This is a genomic window from Mesorhizobium sp. CA16 (assembly GCF_020165175.1).
Lineage (GTDB): Bacteria > Pseudomonadota > Alphaproteobacteria > Rhizobiales > Rhizobiaceae > Mesorhizobium.
In genome coordinates this window covers 154,983-171,882 of sequence record NZ_JAIUHP010000001.1, presented here as the reverse complement: position 1 = coordinate 171,882, position 16,900 = coordinate 154,983, and the positions used below count along the sequence as shown (strand labels likewise).

Sequence of the window (16,900 nt, the reverse complement as noted above, 5' to 3'; positions counted from 1 at the left end):
AGGGTCGCTCCCATCCTGGAGTGCCCATGCCGATATTGAACATCCGACTTGGCTTGTCCGACCTGAGCCGGAAGCGGCTGGCGCTGACGTTTCTCATGCTGCTCGCCATGGCCCTGCCCGGTCTGGCCGAGCCGCAGACGTTGGTGATCGGCTATCTCGGCGAACAGCGCAAACCACCTCTGCCCCTCGGGCCGCTGGACGAGGTCGTCACCGACGACGGCCTGCAAGGTGCCCGGCTCGGCATCGCCGACGATGCCAGCACCGGCCGCTTTCTCGGCCAGCAATTCCGGTTGCAGCAAGTCATCCTCAAGCCCGGCGAGACGCCAGCCGAAGCGATCAAGGAATTCGCCGCCGCCGGCCTCAGCTTTGTGGTTGCCGATCTGGATGCCCCCCAATTGCTGCAGGCGAGCGCAGCTCCTGGCGCCGAGCGGATGACGCTGTTCAACAGCCGCGCACCCGATGATCGCCTGCGTCAGGAGGATTGCCGAAAGAACGTGCTGCACACAATTCCGAGCCACGCCATGCTCGCCGACGCCCTGGCGCAATATCTGATCTGGAAACGCTGGCAGCACTGGTTCCTGCTGGTCGGCCCGCATCCGCAGGATAAGGCGATGGCGGCTGCCTTAAGGCGCGCCGCGACGCGCTTCGGAGCGGAAATCACTGTCGACCAGCCCTGGACGTTCCGGCCCGCCAATGGCCGCGCGGACACGGGGCACGTCACGCTGCAGACCGAGATCCCGGCCGCCACGCAAGTCAGCGACTATGATGTTCTGGTTGCTGCCGATGAAGCGGATGAATTCGGCGCCTATCTCGAGGGGCGCACCGCTCTTCCGAGGCCGGTGGCCGGGACGCAAGGGCTGGTCGCAACCGGCTGGAGTGCGGTCAACGAGGAGTGGGGCGCCACGCAGCTCCAGGATCGCTTCCACAAGCTCGCCGGGCGCTGGATGCTGCCCAGCGACTACGCCGCCTGGCTTGCCGTCAGAAGCATTGGCGAGGCGGCAACGCGGCTGCACAGTCTCGATCCGACCGCGATCGGAAACTATCTGCGCAGCGACGATTTCCTTCTCGCCGGCTTCAAGGGACAGGGGCTGAGTTTCCGTCAGTGGGACGGGCAGATGCGCCAGCCCATCCTTATCGCTGGTCCTCGCCTGATCGTCTCGAGCTCGCCACAGCCGGGCTTCCTGCACCAGCGTACGACGCTCGACACTCTGGGCATCGATCTGGAGGAGAGCACGTGCAAGTTCTGATCGCGCTCGTCCTTTCGATGTTGGTCCTCGCTCCTTCCGCCAGGGCAGAGACGATTTACGTTTCCAACGAGCAGGACAACACCGTCGCGGTCGTCGACGGGGCGACCATGACCCTTCAGGACACGATCGAAGTCGGCCGGCGTCCGCGCGGAATGGCGCTTTCGATCGACAAGAAGACGCTGTTCGTTGCCGAAGGCGACGATAACCGCATCGATATGGTCGATCTCGCCAAGCGGCAGGTGGTCGGTCGATTGCCTTCCGGCGCCGATCCGGAATTCTTCATCGCCCACCCGGATGGCAAACGGCTCTTTGTGGCCAATGAGAACGACAATCTGGTTTCGGTCGTGGATATCGCGGCGGCCAAGGTTATCGGCACCGTCGATGTCGGGGTCGAGCCGGAAGGTATGGCGGTTAGTGCCGACGGCCGAACGGTCGCCTGCACCTCCGAGACCACGAGCATGGTTCATCTTATCGATGCCGCCACGCTCGAGCTCATCGACAATCTGCTCATCGACACGCGGCCGCGCGCGGCCGCGTTTTCGCCGGACGGCAAGCAATTGTGGGTGTCGTCCGAAATCCGCGGCACCGCCACGGTGTTCGACGCCGCGACGCGCGCTCAAACGGGCAAGATCGAGTTCGAGGTGCCGGGTATTCGGCGCGAGGGCGTGCAGGCGGTCGGTATCCTAATTTCGCGCGACGGCGATAACGCCTATGTAGCGCTCGGTCCGGCCAACAGGATTGCCGAGGTCGATACCAAGACACTGACGGTCCGGCGCCTCTACCTTGTCGGCCAGCGGCCATGGCATGTTGCGCTCTCGGACGACCAGAAGCGCCTGATCAGCGCCAACGGCAACTCCGGCGATATCTCCTTCATCGACCTGGAGAATCAGGAAGTGGTGAAATCGCTGCCGGTGGGGCGCGGCCCATGGAGCGTCGTGATCGGCCCATGAACGCCTTGTCGGTCGAGGATCTGGGCCACAGTTTCGGAAGCCGGCGGGTTCTCCAGGGGGTCTCGTTCGCTGTGGCTGAAGGGAGGATGTGCGTCCTGCTTGGACGCAACGGGGCCGGCAAGACGACTTTGTTCTCGCTGATCACTGGTCTCTATCACGCGCGGGCAGGAGCTGTGCATGTCTTTGGCCAGGCGATGGAGGCGAACCCATCCGCCACGCTCGCGCAAATGGGCATCGTTTTCCAACTGCCGACGCTCGATCTCGACCTGACGGTGGGGGAGAACCTGCGCTACCACGCGGCCCTGCACGGGCTTCCTACAGACCTGAGCAAGGAGCGCTCCAGGGAGGAACTCAGCCGCCTGGGAGTGCTGGACAGGATCGATCATCCCGCCCGCGCGCTGTCCGGCGGTCAGCGCCGACGCGTGGAGATCGCAAGGGCGCTGATGCATGGTCCGCGCCTGCTGCTGCTCGACGAGCCGACCGCCGGGCTCGACGTGCCGGGACGGCGCGCGCTCGAGCGGCATGTGAGAGAGCTTTGCCGCGAGCGCGGCATTGCCGTTGTGTGGGCGACGCATTTCCTCGAAGAAGTGGGAGCCGATGACGACATCGTCGTGCTGGATCAGGGCAGGGTGCGCTGGGCCGGTCGCGCTGATCGCATCTCTCCCGAGCTTGGGGTCGAAAGCATCGCGGAGGCATTCGCCTCGCTGACGGGGTCGCCATGAAGACGCATCACGCATTGCGGGCGCTCCACGGCATCTTGCAGCGGGAAATGCTGCGCACGCTGCGGCAGCGCGCGCGCCTGTTCTCCGCGATGGTCCGCCCGCTTGTCTGGCTGGCGATCTTCGCCGCCGGCTTCCGCTCGGTACTCGGCCTGTCGATCACGCCGCCTTACCAGACTTATGTCCTCTACGAGACCTATGTTGTGCCCGGGCTGGTGGCCATGATGCTGCTGTTTCATGCCATGGCAAGCTCGCTGGCCATGGTCTACGACCGCGAGATGGGCAGCATGCGCCTGCTGCTGACGGCACCTTTGCCGCGCTGGTACCTGCTTGCCGCGCGCCTGCTGGCCAGCGTGATCGTCGGCCTGCCGCTGGTCTACCTGTTCCTCTTCGTGGCGCGCTTCTGGGACGTGCGGCCGCCGATCCTGGGCTATGTTGCCGTGTTTCCGGCGCTCGTGCTGTCGGGTCTGATGCTCGGTGCATTCGGCCTATTGGTGTCCTCGATCTCGACCCAGATGGAGAACTTCGCCGGCGTGATGAACTTCGTCATTTTCCCGATGTTCTTTGCCTCGACGGCGCTCTATCCGATCTGGCGGCTCGCCGAAGCCGGCCCGGTGCTGGCGACGATCGCCGCCTGGAACCCATTCAGCTCGGCGGTCGAGCTGATCCGCTTCGCGCTCTACCTGCGGTTCGATTTGGTTTCCATGCTCGTCGTTGTCGCCTGCCTTGGGGCATTCTTCCTGGCGGCGGTGGTCGGCTACGAACCAGGCCGCGGCTTGTGGTCCCGGCGCGGCGGCGAAGGCTGATTATCTGAGGGCATAGAGATAGGCCGCGATATCGCGCGCCTGCTGCTCGGTGATCCTTGTCGACGGCATGGCGGTATGCGGGTTGATTTCCCTTGCCGACCGGATCCAGCGGATCAGGTTCTCCGGATTGTTTGCCAGAACGCCGCCGATATAGACACGGCCGGCTAGGCTGCCGTCGAGGCGCGGCCCGACCTGGCCTTGCGCTCCCGGCACGCCGGGAATCGTATGGCAGCCGGAACAGCCATTCGCGGTCATGATCGGAATGGCGCGTGCGCCCACGCCGCCGGTCGCCACATCCGACTCGTGCCGGACGCGCTCGCGCCGGTCGGTCCATAAGGCCGCCGCGCCGACTGCCGCGGCCAGCAGGAGGATCGCGGCAAGGGCGCCGCCGATCAGCCTAGCCAGGTCGGAGCGCATGCGTTGCCTCCCTGGTTCCACTGTTGCTTATCCAAAGGCCGGCGAGCAGCAAGGCCGCTCCGCCATAGATCAAACCGGCCGGAACCCACATTACTAGCCCGGCGAGCTGCTGGTCCTCGATCGGGCTCAGGCCCCAGATCGCCGCGCCGGAGGCATTCGCCGGATACCAGAGTTTTGGCGATAACAGCAACAGGACGCCGAGCAGGCCGGTATGCAGCGAGGTGAAGAAAAGATGCATGACGGAGCTGCCACAGGTTTGCCGTCGGCCGTAACGTGGCAGAAGCGCCCACCAGAACAGAAAGGCAGTGCCGAGGAAACTCGCATGCTGCGCATAATGCAGCACCCCCTGCTGCAGCGCTGCCTTGAACAGCGCCGGAATGTGCCAGGTCCAGATTGCTATCCCATGAAGGACCGTCGCGCTGAGCGGGCGCGCGGCGAGGGCCCAGAGCGCCTGCAGCACCTTGCCGTGGGTGAGCTTTCCTGTCCCTCGGCGAAGTTTGGCCGGCAATGCCCACATCAAGGCCGCGCCGGGGCAGGCGGCGACAAGGAGCGGCGCCGCTACGGCCATCAGCAACTCGTGCTCGATCATGTGGGCTGAGAACACGCGCTCGCCGAGCGCGTGTATCGGGCTGACCAGCGCTCCCGTCAACACGCCCCAACCGGCCGCGAACAACAGAGCCTGTCGTAGCCGCTCCGGTCGGCCCCGGCCGCTGCGGCGCCATAGCCGGCTTGCGCCGAGCGCATAAATAAGCGCGAGCACTGCCAAGGGAAGCGTGATGGGAAACGCCAACGTCCATCCGGCCTCGGGCGCGCCGGCGCCATAGCAGATCGAGGTCGAAAAGAAGGCCTCGAGGCTCATCGCAGGCACTCGTCGAGGATAAGCGCGGCGCTGCCCTGCATGAGGATGACGAGGGCGAACAGCAGCGCCGCGAGCATGCCGAGATCGGCGACGAAACGCTCGGTGCTGCGCATGCGCTCAGGCTTGAAGGCGGCGCCGCCTTGCCGCTTCGCCCGCCAAGATAGCGCGCCGCCCAGCAGAGAAAATACGGCCAGCAACAGCGCCACCGGGAGCACGACCTGCACCTGGCGATTGCACTGCCAGTGCACGAGCGAATAGTTCAACTGCGTCGAGATTGCCCAGGCCAAAGGCCCCGACAACAAACCACCCCAGGACGTGCCCAGTCGCAGCGCGCGCATTTCAGCCCAGCCTCGGTACCCAGTAGATGAGCAGGTAGATCGGGATCCAGGTGAGGACCACGAAATCCCAGTAGAAGACATTGTCGCCGACGTCGCCGAAGCGCCGTCCGCTGTAGCCATGGTGCGTGAACATCAGCACCGTCAGAACGATTGTGTCGCCGACGTCGGTGATCAGATGCGTCGTGTGAAGGCCGAGCAGCACCCACAGCATCGAGCCGTAGGCGTTCGTGTCCCAGTAGATGTTCAGCGCGGGAAATTCGAACCAGCGCACGACGAGCGGCGCGATGCCGAGCAGCGACATCACCACCATGCCGATCCGCACCGGTCCTATAGCGCATTGCTTGGCGTAGCCGTTCAGTATGTGGTTGGGAACCAGGCTGGCGATGAGAAGCAGCGTCACGATCGTTCCCGGCCAATGGTTGGGCTGCGGAGCGCTTAGCCGCCAGTTGGGCCACAAGGTCGCGAGATAGAGATAGGCGCCGGCGGCCAGCGCAAAGCCCGTGCCCTCCAACGCCATGAAGCCAAGCGTGCCCCACCAGGTCGGGCTGCGCGGGCCGTGTCCAAAGGTCGGGAGGCCGGAAAGATCCATCGCGGGACGCTGGTTCATTCCTCGTCCTCCGGATCGCCCTTGGGCCAGAACCATCCGATCAAGGTGACGGCGATCGGCGCGGCGCCCCACACGATCGCCCAGGGCGTGAAGATCGAGTAGAGGAAGGTGCCGCCCACGGCGATGGCCGCCAGCAGCGGCCAGATCGACGGCGTCGCAGATTTCTCGCGGATGTCGGGATGGGCTTCCGCCACCGTCGAGACGACCAACTCGCGCACGTCGACGCGAAGCCCGGTCGCGACGGGGAGCGCCTCGCGTTGGGCCCAGAGCGGCTCGATATTCGTCACGATCGGAATGCGCGCGAAATTGTAGCTGGGCGGCGGCGAGGACGTCGCCCACTCGAGCGTGCCGGCGTCCCAGGGATTGTCGCCGGCAGGCGCACCCCTCAATGCGCTGTGGACGAGGTTGAAGGCAAACAGCACGAAGCTCAGGAAGAAGAGCACCGCGCCGGCGCTGATGAAGAAATTGATGTTCCCCCAGCCGAGCTCGGCCGGATAGGTGTAGACCCTGCGCGGCATGCCCCACAGGCCGACGATGTGCATGGGGAAGAAAGCCGCGTTGAAGCCGACCATCGCCAGCCAGAAGTGCCAACGCCCGAGGCGCTCGCTCATCATGCGCCCGGTGATTTTGGGAAACCAGAAATAGGCAGCTCCGAGCAGCGGAAAGACCGAGCCGCCGATCAGCACGTAATGGAAGTGAGCGACGACGAAATAGGTGTCGTGCACCTGCAGGTCGAGCGGCACGGAGGCAAGCATGACGCCGGTGAGGCCGCCGATGACGAAGGTGAAGAAGAAGCCGAAGACGAACAGCAGCGGCGTACGGATCACCGGTCTGCTGTCCCAGAGAGTCGCCAGCCAGCAGAAGATCTGAACGCCGTTGGGGATTGCGATCATCATGCTCGAGGCGGTGAAGAAGCTGGCCCCCAGTTTAGGCAGCCCGGTCGCGAACATGTGGTGGACCCAGAGGCCGAACGATAGGAAACCGACGGCGATGAGCGACAGAACCAGCCCGAGATGACCGAAGGCCGGGCGCCGTGCGAAGGCGGGGATGATGGCGGACACCATGCCGGTCGCCGGCAGGAAGATGATGTAGACTTCGGGATGTCCGAAGAACCAGAAAAGATGCTGGAACAGCAGCGCGTCGCCGCCTTCCGCCGGGTTGAAGATATGCGTGCCGACGAGCCGGTCGAGGATCAGGAAGGTCGAGGTGACCATTACCGCCGGCATGGCGAAGACGACGACGAAGGACGTGACCAGCAATGCCCAGACGTAGAGCGGGATCTTGTCGAGCGACATGCCGGGTGCCCGCTGCTTGAACACGGTGACGATTGTCGCGACGGCGACCGCCAGGGATGATACCTCTGTATAGGTGATCATCTGCGCCCAGACGTCTGCGCGCTTGCCTGGAGCGTATTCCGGCCCGGACAGCGGCACATAGGCGAACCAGCCGATATCCGGCGCCATCGAGAGGGCGAAGGACACCCACGCGAAGAGGCCTCCTGAGACATAGACCCAATAGCTGAAGGCATTGAGGCGCGGAAAGGCGATGTTGCGGGTGCCGACCATCAACGGCACCAGATAGATTCCTGTCGCCTGGACGATGGGCACAGCGAACAGGAACATCATGGTGACGCCGTGCATCGTAAACAGCTGGTTGTAGAGATCCGGCCCGATCAAGCCGCGCTGCGGGCCCGAGAGTTGGATGCGCATGACAACGGCGTTGAGGCCGCCCAAACACAGAAACAGAAAGGCGGTGATCAGGTATCGGCGGGCGATGACCTTATGGTCGACGCTCGACAGCGCGCCGATGATACCGGGAGGCGTGCGCCACGTCCGCGCCAGCCACCGGTGCAGGCTGGCATCGTCCAACCCGGTGTCGCGCGGTCCGTCGCGCTCGGGTGCAAGATCGCCTTGGGCGGACGCCTCGCGTTCGGGCGGCAGATCGCGTTCGCTGGTCAGATCCGCGCTGCTCATTTCAGCCCCTCGAGATAGGCGACGATGGCGTTGAGCTCGTCGCCGCTCAGATCGGCTACCGGCATGTGAGAACCCGGCTTGATGCCTTGCGGGTCCGCTATCCAGGCGGCGAGATTGCCGCGGCTCATCGTCAATGTTCCGGCCGCGAGCGTCTGCCGGCTGGCTATATGGGTGAGATCGGGCGCGACCGTTCCGCCTGCGGGGGTGCCGCCGATCTTGTGACACATCACGCAGGGGCGCTTCAGGAACAGGTTCTCGCCGGTCTTGGCCTCGTCGCTCATTGGCGCGGCGGCTGGTTGCAGCTGATCGTTCCACCAGGCGTCGAACTTTTCGCGCGGTTCGGCGATGATGAAGGTGCCCATGTTGGCGTGCTGCGCGCCGCAGAACTCGGCGCATTGGCCCCGATAGACGCCGGGCTTGTCCGCCTTGATATCGAGCACGTTCATGCGGCCGGGAATGAGGTCGAGCTTGCCGGAAAGGCTCGGGATCCAGAAGGAATGGATAACGTCGGTCGAGGTGATAAGAAGCCGCACCGGCTCGCCGGCTGGAATGTGGATCTCGTTCGCCGTGGTCAGGATGCGGCTCGGTGTGGCATCCTCGTAGCGGACCTCCCACCACCATTGATGACCTGTGACGCGAATGGTCAGCGCGGCGTCCGAACCGATCGCGGCAAGCGTCCTGTTGGCAAAGAAGCTGAGCAAGGTGAGCCCGACCAGGATCACCGCGGTCAGCGCTACGGCGGTCAACACCACGCGCAGCTTGCGGTTGTCGGCATCGGCGTCGATTACAAGCGGCTCGGCGCGCTCTCGTGGCCGCATCATCAATGGCAAGGCAAGGGCGATCATCACCAGCACCCACACCGCCGCGCAGAGGCCGGTGAAGAACCAGATCAGCCATGCGAGCTCGCTTGCCGCGGGACCTTTCGGGTCGAGCGCCGATTGCCAGCCTGCGCATCCCTGAAGAAACAGGGCGATTGTCGTGGCGAATGCAATCGGGGCGAAGCGTTTCACGGCGACTTCCCCAGCGTGGCGGCATTCGGCATACGGTTTTCCGATGGGTGCGCCATCATGTCGTCATTGCGGGATGGCGCGGCGGAGGAGGGCGCGTTGCCGCTCAACGAGCGAACGAAGGCCGCAAGCTCCCAGATCTGGTCGTCCGGGATCTTGTCGCGGAAGCTGGGCATGCCGTTCGGACGGCCATCGCGGATCGTGGCGTGAATGCTTTCCATCGAGCTGCCATAGATCCACTTTTCGTCCATCAGCGCCGGGCCCATGCCGCCGCCGCCATTGGCATGGCATCCTGAACAGTTGAACCAGCCGAACAGGCGCTTGCCTTCGCTCAGATGAAAGGCATTGGCCTCGAAGCTCGCCGCTTTGTTATCTGTGGGGGAGGGCCGCTGCCCGCCGGGTTCCAGAGTTGTCACCGGCGTCGGCTGCTCGCCCGAGCCAAGGGCTGATTGCGGGCGTGTGTCCCGCTCCTCGCGCTGGCAGGCGACGAGCATCAGCACCACAGGAAAGAGCACAGCGACAGCGCACCTCATCGCACCGTGCTCCCCGAGGCATCGAGGCGCGGCACGCCATACTGCGCCAACAATGCGTCGATCTCCGCCTTGTGCTTGGCCAAGGCATTGTTCACGTCGCCGCGCAACGCGTCGTCCTCGCGCCGAACGCCCATCGAAATATCGTAGATCATGGGTAATTGCGGTCCGTCGATGCCAGGCGCAACCGGCGTGATGCGCAGCGGGACGTTCTGCTTCTGGGCAAAATAGCCGGCAAGCGGGCCCCACACCACCGCGAGGTCGACCTCGCCGCTCGCCACCGCCTCGACGATGCGGGCCGGGGGATTGGGAGCTGAGTAATCGCCATAGACCGGATAGCCAACGAGGTGACCGACGATGCCGCGGCGGCCGAGCGCCTGGACCGGAGGCGAGTTGGCGCCGTCGTCGCCGATGAGTTGAACGCCGATGCGCATGTCGCGCAGCCGCGGGTCGTTAAAGGACGTTACGTCCGGACCGGCTTTCCGGGTCACGAAGACATAAGACGACCGGTAGTACGGGGTCGTGGTGCGCAGCATTTCGAAATTGGCCGGCGTGCCGGGCACGAGATCGCAGAGACCCGCCTTCAGCGTGTTGCGCACGAAGCCGCGGCGCTGCGCCCACCAGATGTAGGTCAGCTTCGCGCCGAGATCGGCGGCGATGATTTCGGCGATCCTGTTCTCGAATCCCTGTCCGGCTGCATTGGAAAAGGGCAGGTTGTTAGGGTCGGCGCAGACCCTGAGTTCACGAGCGCCGGCCGTCGCCGGAAAGAGCAGCAAGGCGAGCGCGGTGATGCCGAGCGCTATCGGCGGGAAAGCCTTCCGCGCCACGCTGTGGATCACACCGAACACATCAGGGCAGCCGGAACACATAGAGCGTGCCTCCCGCCGTGGTCGCGTTCTTCAGGTCCTTCATCGCATTGACGAAACCGAGCGCGGCGGTGGCATCACGCGGGTCGAGGTCGCCCGAAACGATGGCGCCTGCCCAACCGCCGACGCCGGACAAGATGGCGACGTATTGGTGGCCGTCCGGGCCGCGATAGGTGATGGGCTGGCCGATAATGCCGGACGAGGTCTTGAACTGCCAGAGCAGGTCGCCGGTCTTGGCGCTCACCGCCTTGAACCAGCCTTCCATCGTTCCATAAAAGACCACATCGCCGGCGGTGACAACCGCGCCGCTCCACACCGGGAAATTCTCCTTGAGGCTCCAGGCGGGTTTTTCGGCCGCGATATCCCACGCCGTGAAGGCGCCGCGATTGCCGCCCGGCCCCGGGATCATGCGGACGTTCATCCCGACGTAGGGCGTGCCGGCGATGTAGTTCACCTCGACGCCTTCTTCGTCCATGCACAGATTGTTGTGCGGGATGTAGAGCAGACCGGTCTTCGGCGAGAAGGCGGAAGGCTGCCAGTCCTTGAGGCCCGACGCGGTCGGGCAGATGTCGCGGACGACCTTGCCGGTGCCCGTCAGCTTGTCCGGGTTTTCGATCAGGCGGCCGGTCTTGAGATCGACGCCCTTGCTGGAATTGACGGGGCCGTAAGGTTTTGCGGACAGGACCTCGCCGGTGGTGCGATCAAGGACGTAGAGATAGCCGTTGCGTTCCGGCCGGACCAGCACCTTGCGCGGCTTGCCCTGCCAGTTCATGTCGAGCAGGATCTGCTCGTTGATGCCGTCATAGTCGTGCAGGTCGTGCGGGGTCCACTGGTAGAACCATTTCGCCGCTCCGGTATCGGGGTCGCGGGCGAAAATGCCCGATGTCCATTTGTTGTCGCCGGGCCGCAGATCGGGATTCCAGGGGCCGGGATTGCCGGTGCCGTGGAAGATGAGATTGAGATCCGGATCGTAGGAAATCCAGCCCCACATATTGCCGCCGCCGATCTTCCAGGCTTCCGGCGGCCATGTCGTGACGCCGAGGTCTTTGCCTTTGTCCATGTCGTAATGCGGCTTGAAGTCCGGGCCGATCAGCACCTCCTTGTCGGGGCCGGTGTTGTAAGCCGTCCAGACGACATGACCGTCGCCAGCGTCGAGCGCCTTGACCCAGCCGCGAACGCCCATCTCGCCGCCGGAATTGCCGACCAGCACTTTGCCTTTCACCACAAGCGGCGCCATGGTGATGGTTTCGCCGATATTGATGTTGCCGACATGGGCATTCCAGACCGGCTGGCCGGTGTTCGCATCGAGCGCGATGGTGTGGCCGTCGAGCGTGTTGAAGAAGATGCGCCCATCCGCGAAAGCCGCGCCGCGGTTGACGACGTCGCAGCAGGCAACCCCTTGCGCGGCGGGCTCAGGATTGGGTTCGTATTTCCATTTCATCGGCGCGCCGGGCTTGGAGAGATCGAGTGCGTAGATGATGTTGGGAAACGGGCTCACGATGTACATCGTGCTGCCGACCACCAAGGGCGCCGCTTCCTGGCCCTTGTTCACCCCGGTCGAGAAGGTGAAGGCGACCTGCAGATTCTTGACGTTGCCTTCATTGATCTCGGCGAGCTCGCTATAGCGGGTCGAGGCGTAGTTCTTGGCGGGCATCGTCCATTGCCCGTCATCGGGCGGCGCGGCCGCGGCAGGCGGTGAGATCGCGGGTGCCGGCGGCGATTCCGAAGCGGCTGTCAGCAAGGGGGCGCAGACCAACAGCATCGCTGCAAGGGCGCCCGGAGAATGTTTTCGGGGCGCCGACGAGCGCTTGGTCATCGGGGCTTCCCCGCAGGATCGTACCGGTTGCGCTGCTTGCTTCATTTCGGCGTCGAACCTCCGACGCCGGAACCGATTTCCGCCGCTATATCGGCCTCGTGCCCGGCACAAAGCGGGTGGCCCCAGCCCGAGGCGCTTTTCCCGCCGGGATCAAGATCGTAGATGATGGCATCCTTGCGGTTGGGATTGACGCCCGCCGGAACCTTATCGAGCCCCAGGGCGGCGCGAACGCGCCAGGCGACGTTGTGGTCAGCGCAGGAGGAATCGCCGCTGATCCCGAGGCCACCGACGATCGCCTTGCCGTCGTAGAGAGCCAGGCCCCCGCCGAACACGACGACGCCGCCGATCGGCTCGCCGATCAGCGGATCGTTGGCGCTGCCGAACGTCTTGGGGTCGCCTGTGTAAGCCGCTGCCTGGTTGACGGGATTGGTGGTCTGCAGACCGAACAGCGGTCCGCCTGGTTGCACCCCGGCATAGAGATTGGCTGTCGACAGCGCCATGTTCACTAGGCTGAGGCCATTGGCCGTGTTGGCCTTCTCGGCCGCGATCAGCCGGCTGCCCGGCCATTGCGCATCGGCGGTGGGTCCACTGAAGGCAACGGCGCAGACGGTGCCGTCGCGGGCAACGATTGCCGCCCATTCATTGGTCTCGAAGCCGCCATTCGCGGGGCCGCCGCTCGCCTTGACGTTGGCCTTCAAGGCCGAAAGCAGCTTGTCGTGATCGGCCGGGCAGGGCGCTTGCGCGTGAGCGGCGTTTTGCTGCGTCGAGCCAAACGCCAAGACCAGAAGGCCCAAAGCTAGCAACAAAAACCGACGATGAGCCATGATCCGGAACAATTTGTTGAATATTACCGAACTGACAGCCGGCTGCTTTGTTCCTCCTTCATGAAGAGGTTTGTAGCCGACCAAGACCGCTGGCCTGTAAGGACGCCGGGCAGCGGAACCAGTTTGGATCACTGGCCGCACCAATGCGTCGACGACAGGCCGAATTATGGCGTTGGACAGGCTTGGCCATTTGTTGCGACCGCGGCAGATAGCAAAGCTACCTGACCTGTCTGAAACGCGAATTCCCTGAACCGCTCAGTACGCCGATCGAGATCGAGTTAAGTGGTTACATGCGCTTTTGCCGATTATCCCAGCCTCGCCAGAAATGCCTGGCGCAAGCAGCTGTTCCGGCGAGGGAAGACGGCCACCACGCTCGAACGCGGACTTGCTTCGCTCAAATCAAATTTTGATCCAAGTACTCGGGCTCGCGCAACAGGCTGCCGTGACCTGTTCTGGCGTTAGAGCAGCCACCCAACGTCCCCACAGCTTGTTCCTGCCTCGAGCTGGAAGCTCAGAACTTTTTACATTTGCCGGCAAATCAGGAAGGTCATATGCCGCTCGCATTGTTGCCCCTTGGAACAACGATGTTGGCGCATCGTTTGGGGCAGATGGAACAACTTCGCTCAGATTTCGCCGCAATAGCGCAGCCGGGCTATTGGATCGCTCTCGGACTTCTCATCATCCCTTATGGAGTGGGCGTATTTTTCCTTATTAGGATTTGCCACTGTATGTAATTGCGCGTGTCGTGCGGTCCAGGGGACGCATTGGTAGCTTTAATGGCTAAATCGCCGTTCAAAGGTAGGGCCGAGCGATACGGAGCCATCCTGGAGAGCTTCTGATCTTTGCCCGCGATAAATCAAGAACTTCGACGCACCCACGTCTATGTTGCGATCAACAAGCGGAAAGCTGGGCATCAAGCATCGACTTCACGGAGGCGCGCGCCGGTGCTTGCCGTCAAAGCGATATGCGAGGCGCCAGAGGCGAGATCCCGTAGGCTGCACCCACAGTTGGAGTCCGCAACTGTCAGAGAGTTTCACAAGCTTAGTAGCGGGGCGAGCGTTTCGGCATTTCACATCAGAAAGGGCCATTCGTGAGACCTCCCTTTGGCTGTTTCGATACCAACAGGATGTCCAATACCAACGAAAATCCCATCCCCACCCTCCGTTGGACCAAATGCACTCGAAACGGCCCAACCGCGCTCAAATTCGCGAACTGACCCGAAAAAGCCAACAATTTAAGGCGTTTGCAGAGGCTGCGGCGTAGAAGCTTCGGCGATAGGGACTGTCGGGAGAAGAGGGGATGGTGCCAGAGGCGGATTCGAACCACTGACACGAGGATTTTCAGTGAGCGATAGGGCGGTGTTGCCCGGAATACCGACCTTAACAACGTCAGGTGAGACTATAGCGAGCCCAAGTGGTGAACCCGGCAGGAATCGAACCTTCGACCTACGATTAGCGAATAAGACGGTGGCTCATTTCGGGTTCTTATCCGGTTCGCCAGACCATACGAGACGATACGAAGGATATGGGTTGGCTAACCATCCTGTAAGCCATTGATTTTGCTTGACGACCTCACACCCTCCGGGCCCACCATGACCTTTGATTTCATTGCAAAAAAATGGCTTCGCCCACGGCTTTCCCGCGCTTTGCCCACGCCCTAGAAACTCGAGGCCGGACGCTTTCCTTCGTTAGTTCGAGATTCCGATCGGGCGGCCGAATAGTTTGGGGCAATCATTAGGGTAGTCCTTCGCCAGTCCCCACTTCGCCCGGTATTCGTCAGGCGTCATCCCGTGCCTGGTTGCCAGAGCGGCCCGGCAATCACTCGTCAGCCGGCCATCCAGCCGCCGTCAACCATCAGGTTTATCCCGGTGACGTAGCTGGCCATATCGCTGGCCAGGAACAGCGCCGCGCCCGCCACGTCGTTAGGATGCCCGAGCCGCGGCCACGGCGTGCGCCGGCGCGAATACTCGAGCGCACCAGGATCGTTGGCGACGCCCGGCTTGCCGGTGATGATCTTGCCCGGCGCGATGGCGTTGCAGACGATCAGGTCGTCGGCATGGTCGACGGCGATCTGGCGCGTCATCTGCACGATACCGCCCTTGCTCACCGAATAGGGAAAATCGCCGGGGCAGGCAACCATGCCGTGCTGCGAGGAGATGTTGATGATCCGGCCGCGCACCTCATTGACCGGCGCCTGGGTCAGCATCTGCGTGACGGCGCGCTTGTTGCAGTAGAAGAACCCGGTCAGGTTGACACCGATGACGCGGTTCCACTGTTCCGGCGTGGTCTCGATCAGGTTGGTGCTGGTGTAGATCGCGGCATTGTTGACCATCACGTCGAGGCGACCGAACCGCGCAACCGTTGCGCCCACCAGCGCATCGACGGCACTCCAGTCGGATATGTCGGTCTTGACGTAGATTGCAGCGCCGCCGGCCGAGCGGATCATGTCAGTGGTGCTCTCGCCGTCCTCGATCGGCTGCTCCACCATGTCGGCAACGACGACGCTCGCGCCCTCCGCCGCGAATTTCAGCGCGATGGCACGGCCGATGCCGGAGCTCGCTCCGGTGACGATGACGGTTTTACTTGCGAGCAAGGCCATGGTGTTCAGCTCTCCCGGGTGACGATCTTTCCCTGCGCCGGGCCGACCAGCCTGCCTGCGCGCACGATCTCGCGGCCGCGCAGGAAGACGTTGGTCAGGCGCGCTTTCACGGCCCAACCGTCGAAGGGCGTATAGCCGGCCCGAGACACCTGGTCGGCATTGGCGATCGTGCTGGGTTGGTGTGGATCGAGGATCAGCAGATCGGCGTCGTAGCCGGCGGCGATGCGGCCTTTGCGTCGGCCGAGGCCGAAGCGCTCGGCCGGATTGCGAGAGCACATGCGCACCAGATCGGGGAGGGCGATGAGCCCGTCATCGACCAGCTTCAGCATGGTGGGAAGCAGCGTCTGCAATCCCGGCATGCCGCCCGGAATGTCAGCGAAAGCCGCATAAGGCGCCGCCTTCTCGGCCGGTGCGTGCGGAGCATGGTCGGTGGCGACGATGTCGATCAGTCCCGCGCCGAGCGCAGCGTGCAGCGCATCGACGTCATGCGGCGACCGCAAGGGCGGCGAAGCCTTCAGATTGGCGCCCAGAGCTTCGTAATCTTGCGCTGTGAAGAACAGGTTCTGCGGCGTCGTCTCGACGCTGGCGTCGGCCATGCCGCGCAGCCGGCTCCAGGTCTCGACACCCAGTTCGGAATTGATCTGCCGGACGTGGATTTTTGCCTCCGCCGAGGCCGCGGCGACAAGGGCGCGGGCGATGCCGTTGGCTTCAGCCAGCGGCGGCCGGCTGTCCAGAAAGGCGGCGATGGCGCCCGAGCGGTCGCGCATAGCGCTGCCGTTCAGGATCGATTGATCGCCGGGTGAAATGCCGATCAGCGTATCGGCACCGGCAAAAGCTTTGAGCGCTTCGGCGACCGCGTCGAGCGAGGCAAAGAGGAAGGCGTCCGGCACGTCGGCGGTGAACAGCTCGAACGACACCGGCGCAAGGCTAAGCAGGCCAGGAATGAGCGACAGGTCGCGGCTGATCACGGCCTGCAGGCCGACGTCGACATGGATGCGGCCTTCGGCGATCGCCATCTTGTCGGCGAGTTGCGTTGGCGTGGCCGTCCACGGTTCATCGGTCGGCATGTCGAGCACTGTCGTCACGCCGCCGAGTGCGGCCGCATGCGTGCCGGAGGAGAAATCTTCCTTTTGAGTCAGGCCAGGGTCGCGCAGATGTGCATGCGCATCGACCAGACCTGGCAGCAAGAAACAGTCTGAGGCATCGACGACCATCCTGGCTTCGGCGGCTTCGCCGGGCGCTATGATTGCGGCGACCTTGCCCGCGGCGATTCCGATATCGCTGTGGCGGATGCCTTCGGCATTCACCACCGTTCCACCGCGGATCAGCGTTTCGAACATCGC

16 protein-coding genes and 2 pseudogenes are annotated in these 16,900 nt (G+C 63.7%); 4 read left to right on the top strand and 14 right to left on the bottom strand.

The genetic code is table 11. The features are described from left to right. Positions 1-53: 53 nt before the first annotated feature. From LB525_RS00790 to LB525_RS00775, 4 genes are read left to right on the top strand one after another with little or no spacing between them, the layout of a single operon-like run. Positions 54-1,247: an ABC transporter substrate-binding protein gene (locus LB525_RS00790; protein WP_224543028.1), complete on the top strand. Its 1,194-nt coding sequence runs from the start codon at positions 54-56 to the stop codon at positions 1,245-1,247. Next, a complete protein-coding gene (locus tag LB525_RS00785; RefSeq protein WP_224523231.1) occupies positions 1,235-2,197 on the top strand; it encodes a PQQ-dependent catabolism-associated beta-propeller protein in 963 nt (320 codons plus the stop codon). The genes LB525_RS00790 and LB525_RS00785 overlap by 13 nt, the downstream gene beginning before the upstream one ends. Beyond that, positions 2,194-2,919, top strand: coding sequence for an ABC transporter ATP-binding protein (locus LB525_RS00780; protein WP_224543027.1), 726 nt, complete (start codon positions 2,194-2,196; stop codon positions 2,917-2,919). Before LB525_RS00785 ends, LB525_RS00780 begins: the two co-directional genes overlap by 4 nt. Continuing rightward, positions 2,916-3,722, top strand: a complete 807-nt coding sequence (locus tag LB525_RS00775) for an ABC transporter permease (RefSeq protein ID WP_224543026.1) — start codon at positions 2,916-2,918, stop codon at positions 3,720-3,722. Before LB525_RS00780 ends, LB525_RS00775 begins: the two co-directional genes overlap by 4 nt. Here the strand turns inward: LB525_RS00775 and LB525_RS00770 are convergent, their stop codons facing one another. From LB525_RS00770 to LB525_RS00705, 14 genes and pseudogenes are all read right to left on the bottom strand, one after another. Then, positions 3,723-4,139 carry a c-type cytochrome gene (locus tag LB525_RS00770; RefSeq protein ID WP_224510172.1) on the bottom strand — a complete coding sequence of 139 codons (417 nt, stop codon included), beginning with the start codon at positions 4,137-4,139 and terminating at the stop codon, positions 3,723-3,725. Next, positions 4,120-4,998, bottom strand: coding sequence for a cytochrome c oxidase assembly protein (locus tag LB525_RS00765; protein ID WP_224543025.1), 879 nt, complete (start codon positions 4,996-4,998; stop codon positions 4,120-4,122). The genes LB525_RS00770 and LB525_RS00765 overlap by 20 nt, the downstream gene beginning before the upstream one ends. After that, positions 4,995-5,336, bottom strand: a complete 342-nt coding sequence (locus tag LB525_RS00760; RefSeq protein WP_224543024.1) for a hypothetical protein — start codon at positions 5,334-5,336, stop codon at positions 4,995-4,997. Before LB525_RS00760 ends, LB525_RS00765 begins: the two co-directional genes overlap by 4 nt. A gap of 1 nt (position 5,337) precedes the next feature. Beyond that, positions 5,338-5,943, bottom strand: a complete 606-nt coding sequence (locus tag LB525_RS00755; RefSeq protein WP_224543023.1) for a heme-copper oxidase subunit III — start codon at positions 5,941-5,943, stop codon at positions 5,338-5,340. Beyond that, entirely contained in the window at positions 5,940-7,916 is a 1,977-nt protein-coding gene (ctaD, locus tag LB525_RS00750; protein WP_224543022.1) for a cytochrome c oxidase subunit I, read from the bottom strand. Before ctaD ends, LB525_RS00755 begins: the two co-directional genes overlap by 4 nt. Then, a complete protein-coding gene (gene coxB, locus LB525_RS00745) occupies positions 7,913-8,926 on the bottom strand; it encodes a cytochrome c oxidase subunit II (protein WP_224543021.1) in 1,014 nt (337 codons plus the stop codon). Before coxB ends, ctaD begins: the two co-directional genes overlap by 4 nt. Beyond that, positions 8,923-9,456: a c-type cytochrome gene (locus tag LB525_RS00740; protein WP_095768543.1), complete on the bottom strand. Its 534-nt coding sequence runs from the start codon at positions 9,454-9,456 to the stop codon at positions 8,923-8,925. Before LB525_RS00740 ends, coxB begins: the two co-directional genes overlap by 4 nt. After that, the gene (locus LB525_RS00735; protein ID WP_224543020.1) at positions 9,453-10,322 is read right to left on the bottom strand and encodes a substrate-binding domain-containing protein; all 870 of its coding nucleotides are present in this window, start codon (positions 10,320-10,322) and stop codon (positions 9,453-9,455) included. The genes LB525_RS00740 and LB525_RS00735 overlap by 4 nt, the downstream gene beginning before the upstream one ends. Beyond that, a complete protein-coding gene (locus tag LB525_RS00730; RefSeq protein ID WP_224543019.1) occupies positions 10,303-12,135 on the bottom strand; it encodes a methanol/ethanol family PQQ-dependent dehydrogenase in 1,833 nt (610 codons plus the stop codon). Before LB525_RS00730 ends, LB525_RS00735 begins: the two co-directional genes overlap by 20 nt. A 41-nt stretch (positions 12,136-12,176) precedes the next feature. Further along, positions 12,177-12,914, bottom strand: a complete 738-nt coding sequence (locus LB525_RS00725; RefSeq protein ID WP_224523221.1) for a heme-binding protein — start codon at positions 12,912-12,914, stop codon at positions 12,177-12,179. A 986-nt stretch (positions 12,915-13,900) separates the two neighbouring features. Beyond that, positions 13,901-14,047 (bottom strand): annotated as a pseudogene (locus tag LB525_RS00720) (Arm DNA-binding domain-containing protein); the annotation flags it as partial. A gap of 568 nt (positions 14,048-14,615) precedes the next feature. Continuing rightward, positions 14,616-14,757 (bottom strand): annotated as a pseudogene (locus LB525_RS00715) (MucR family transcriptional regulator); the annotation flags it as partial. Positions 14,758-14,783: 26 nt separating this feature from the next. Then, positions 14,784-15,557: an SDR family NAD(P)-dependent oxidoreductase gene (locus LB525_RS00710; RefSeq protein WP_224543018.1), complete on the bottom strand. Its 774-nt coding sequence runs from the start codon at positions 15,555-15,557 to the stop codon at positions 14,784-14,786. Between the two features lie 5 nt (positions 15,558-15,562). Then, positions 15,563-16,897, bottom strand: a complete 1,335-nt coding sequence (locus LB525_RS00705) for a dihydroorotase (RefSeq protein ID WP_224543017.1) — start codon at positions 16,895-16,897, stop codon at positions 15,563-15,565. Between the last annotated feature and the right edge of the window lie 3 nt (positions 16,898-16,900).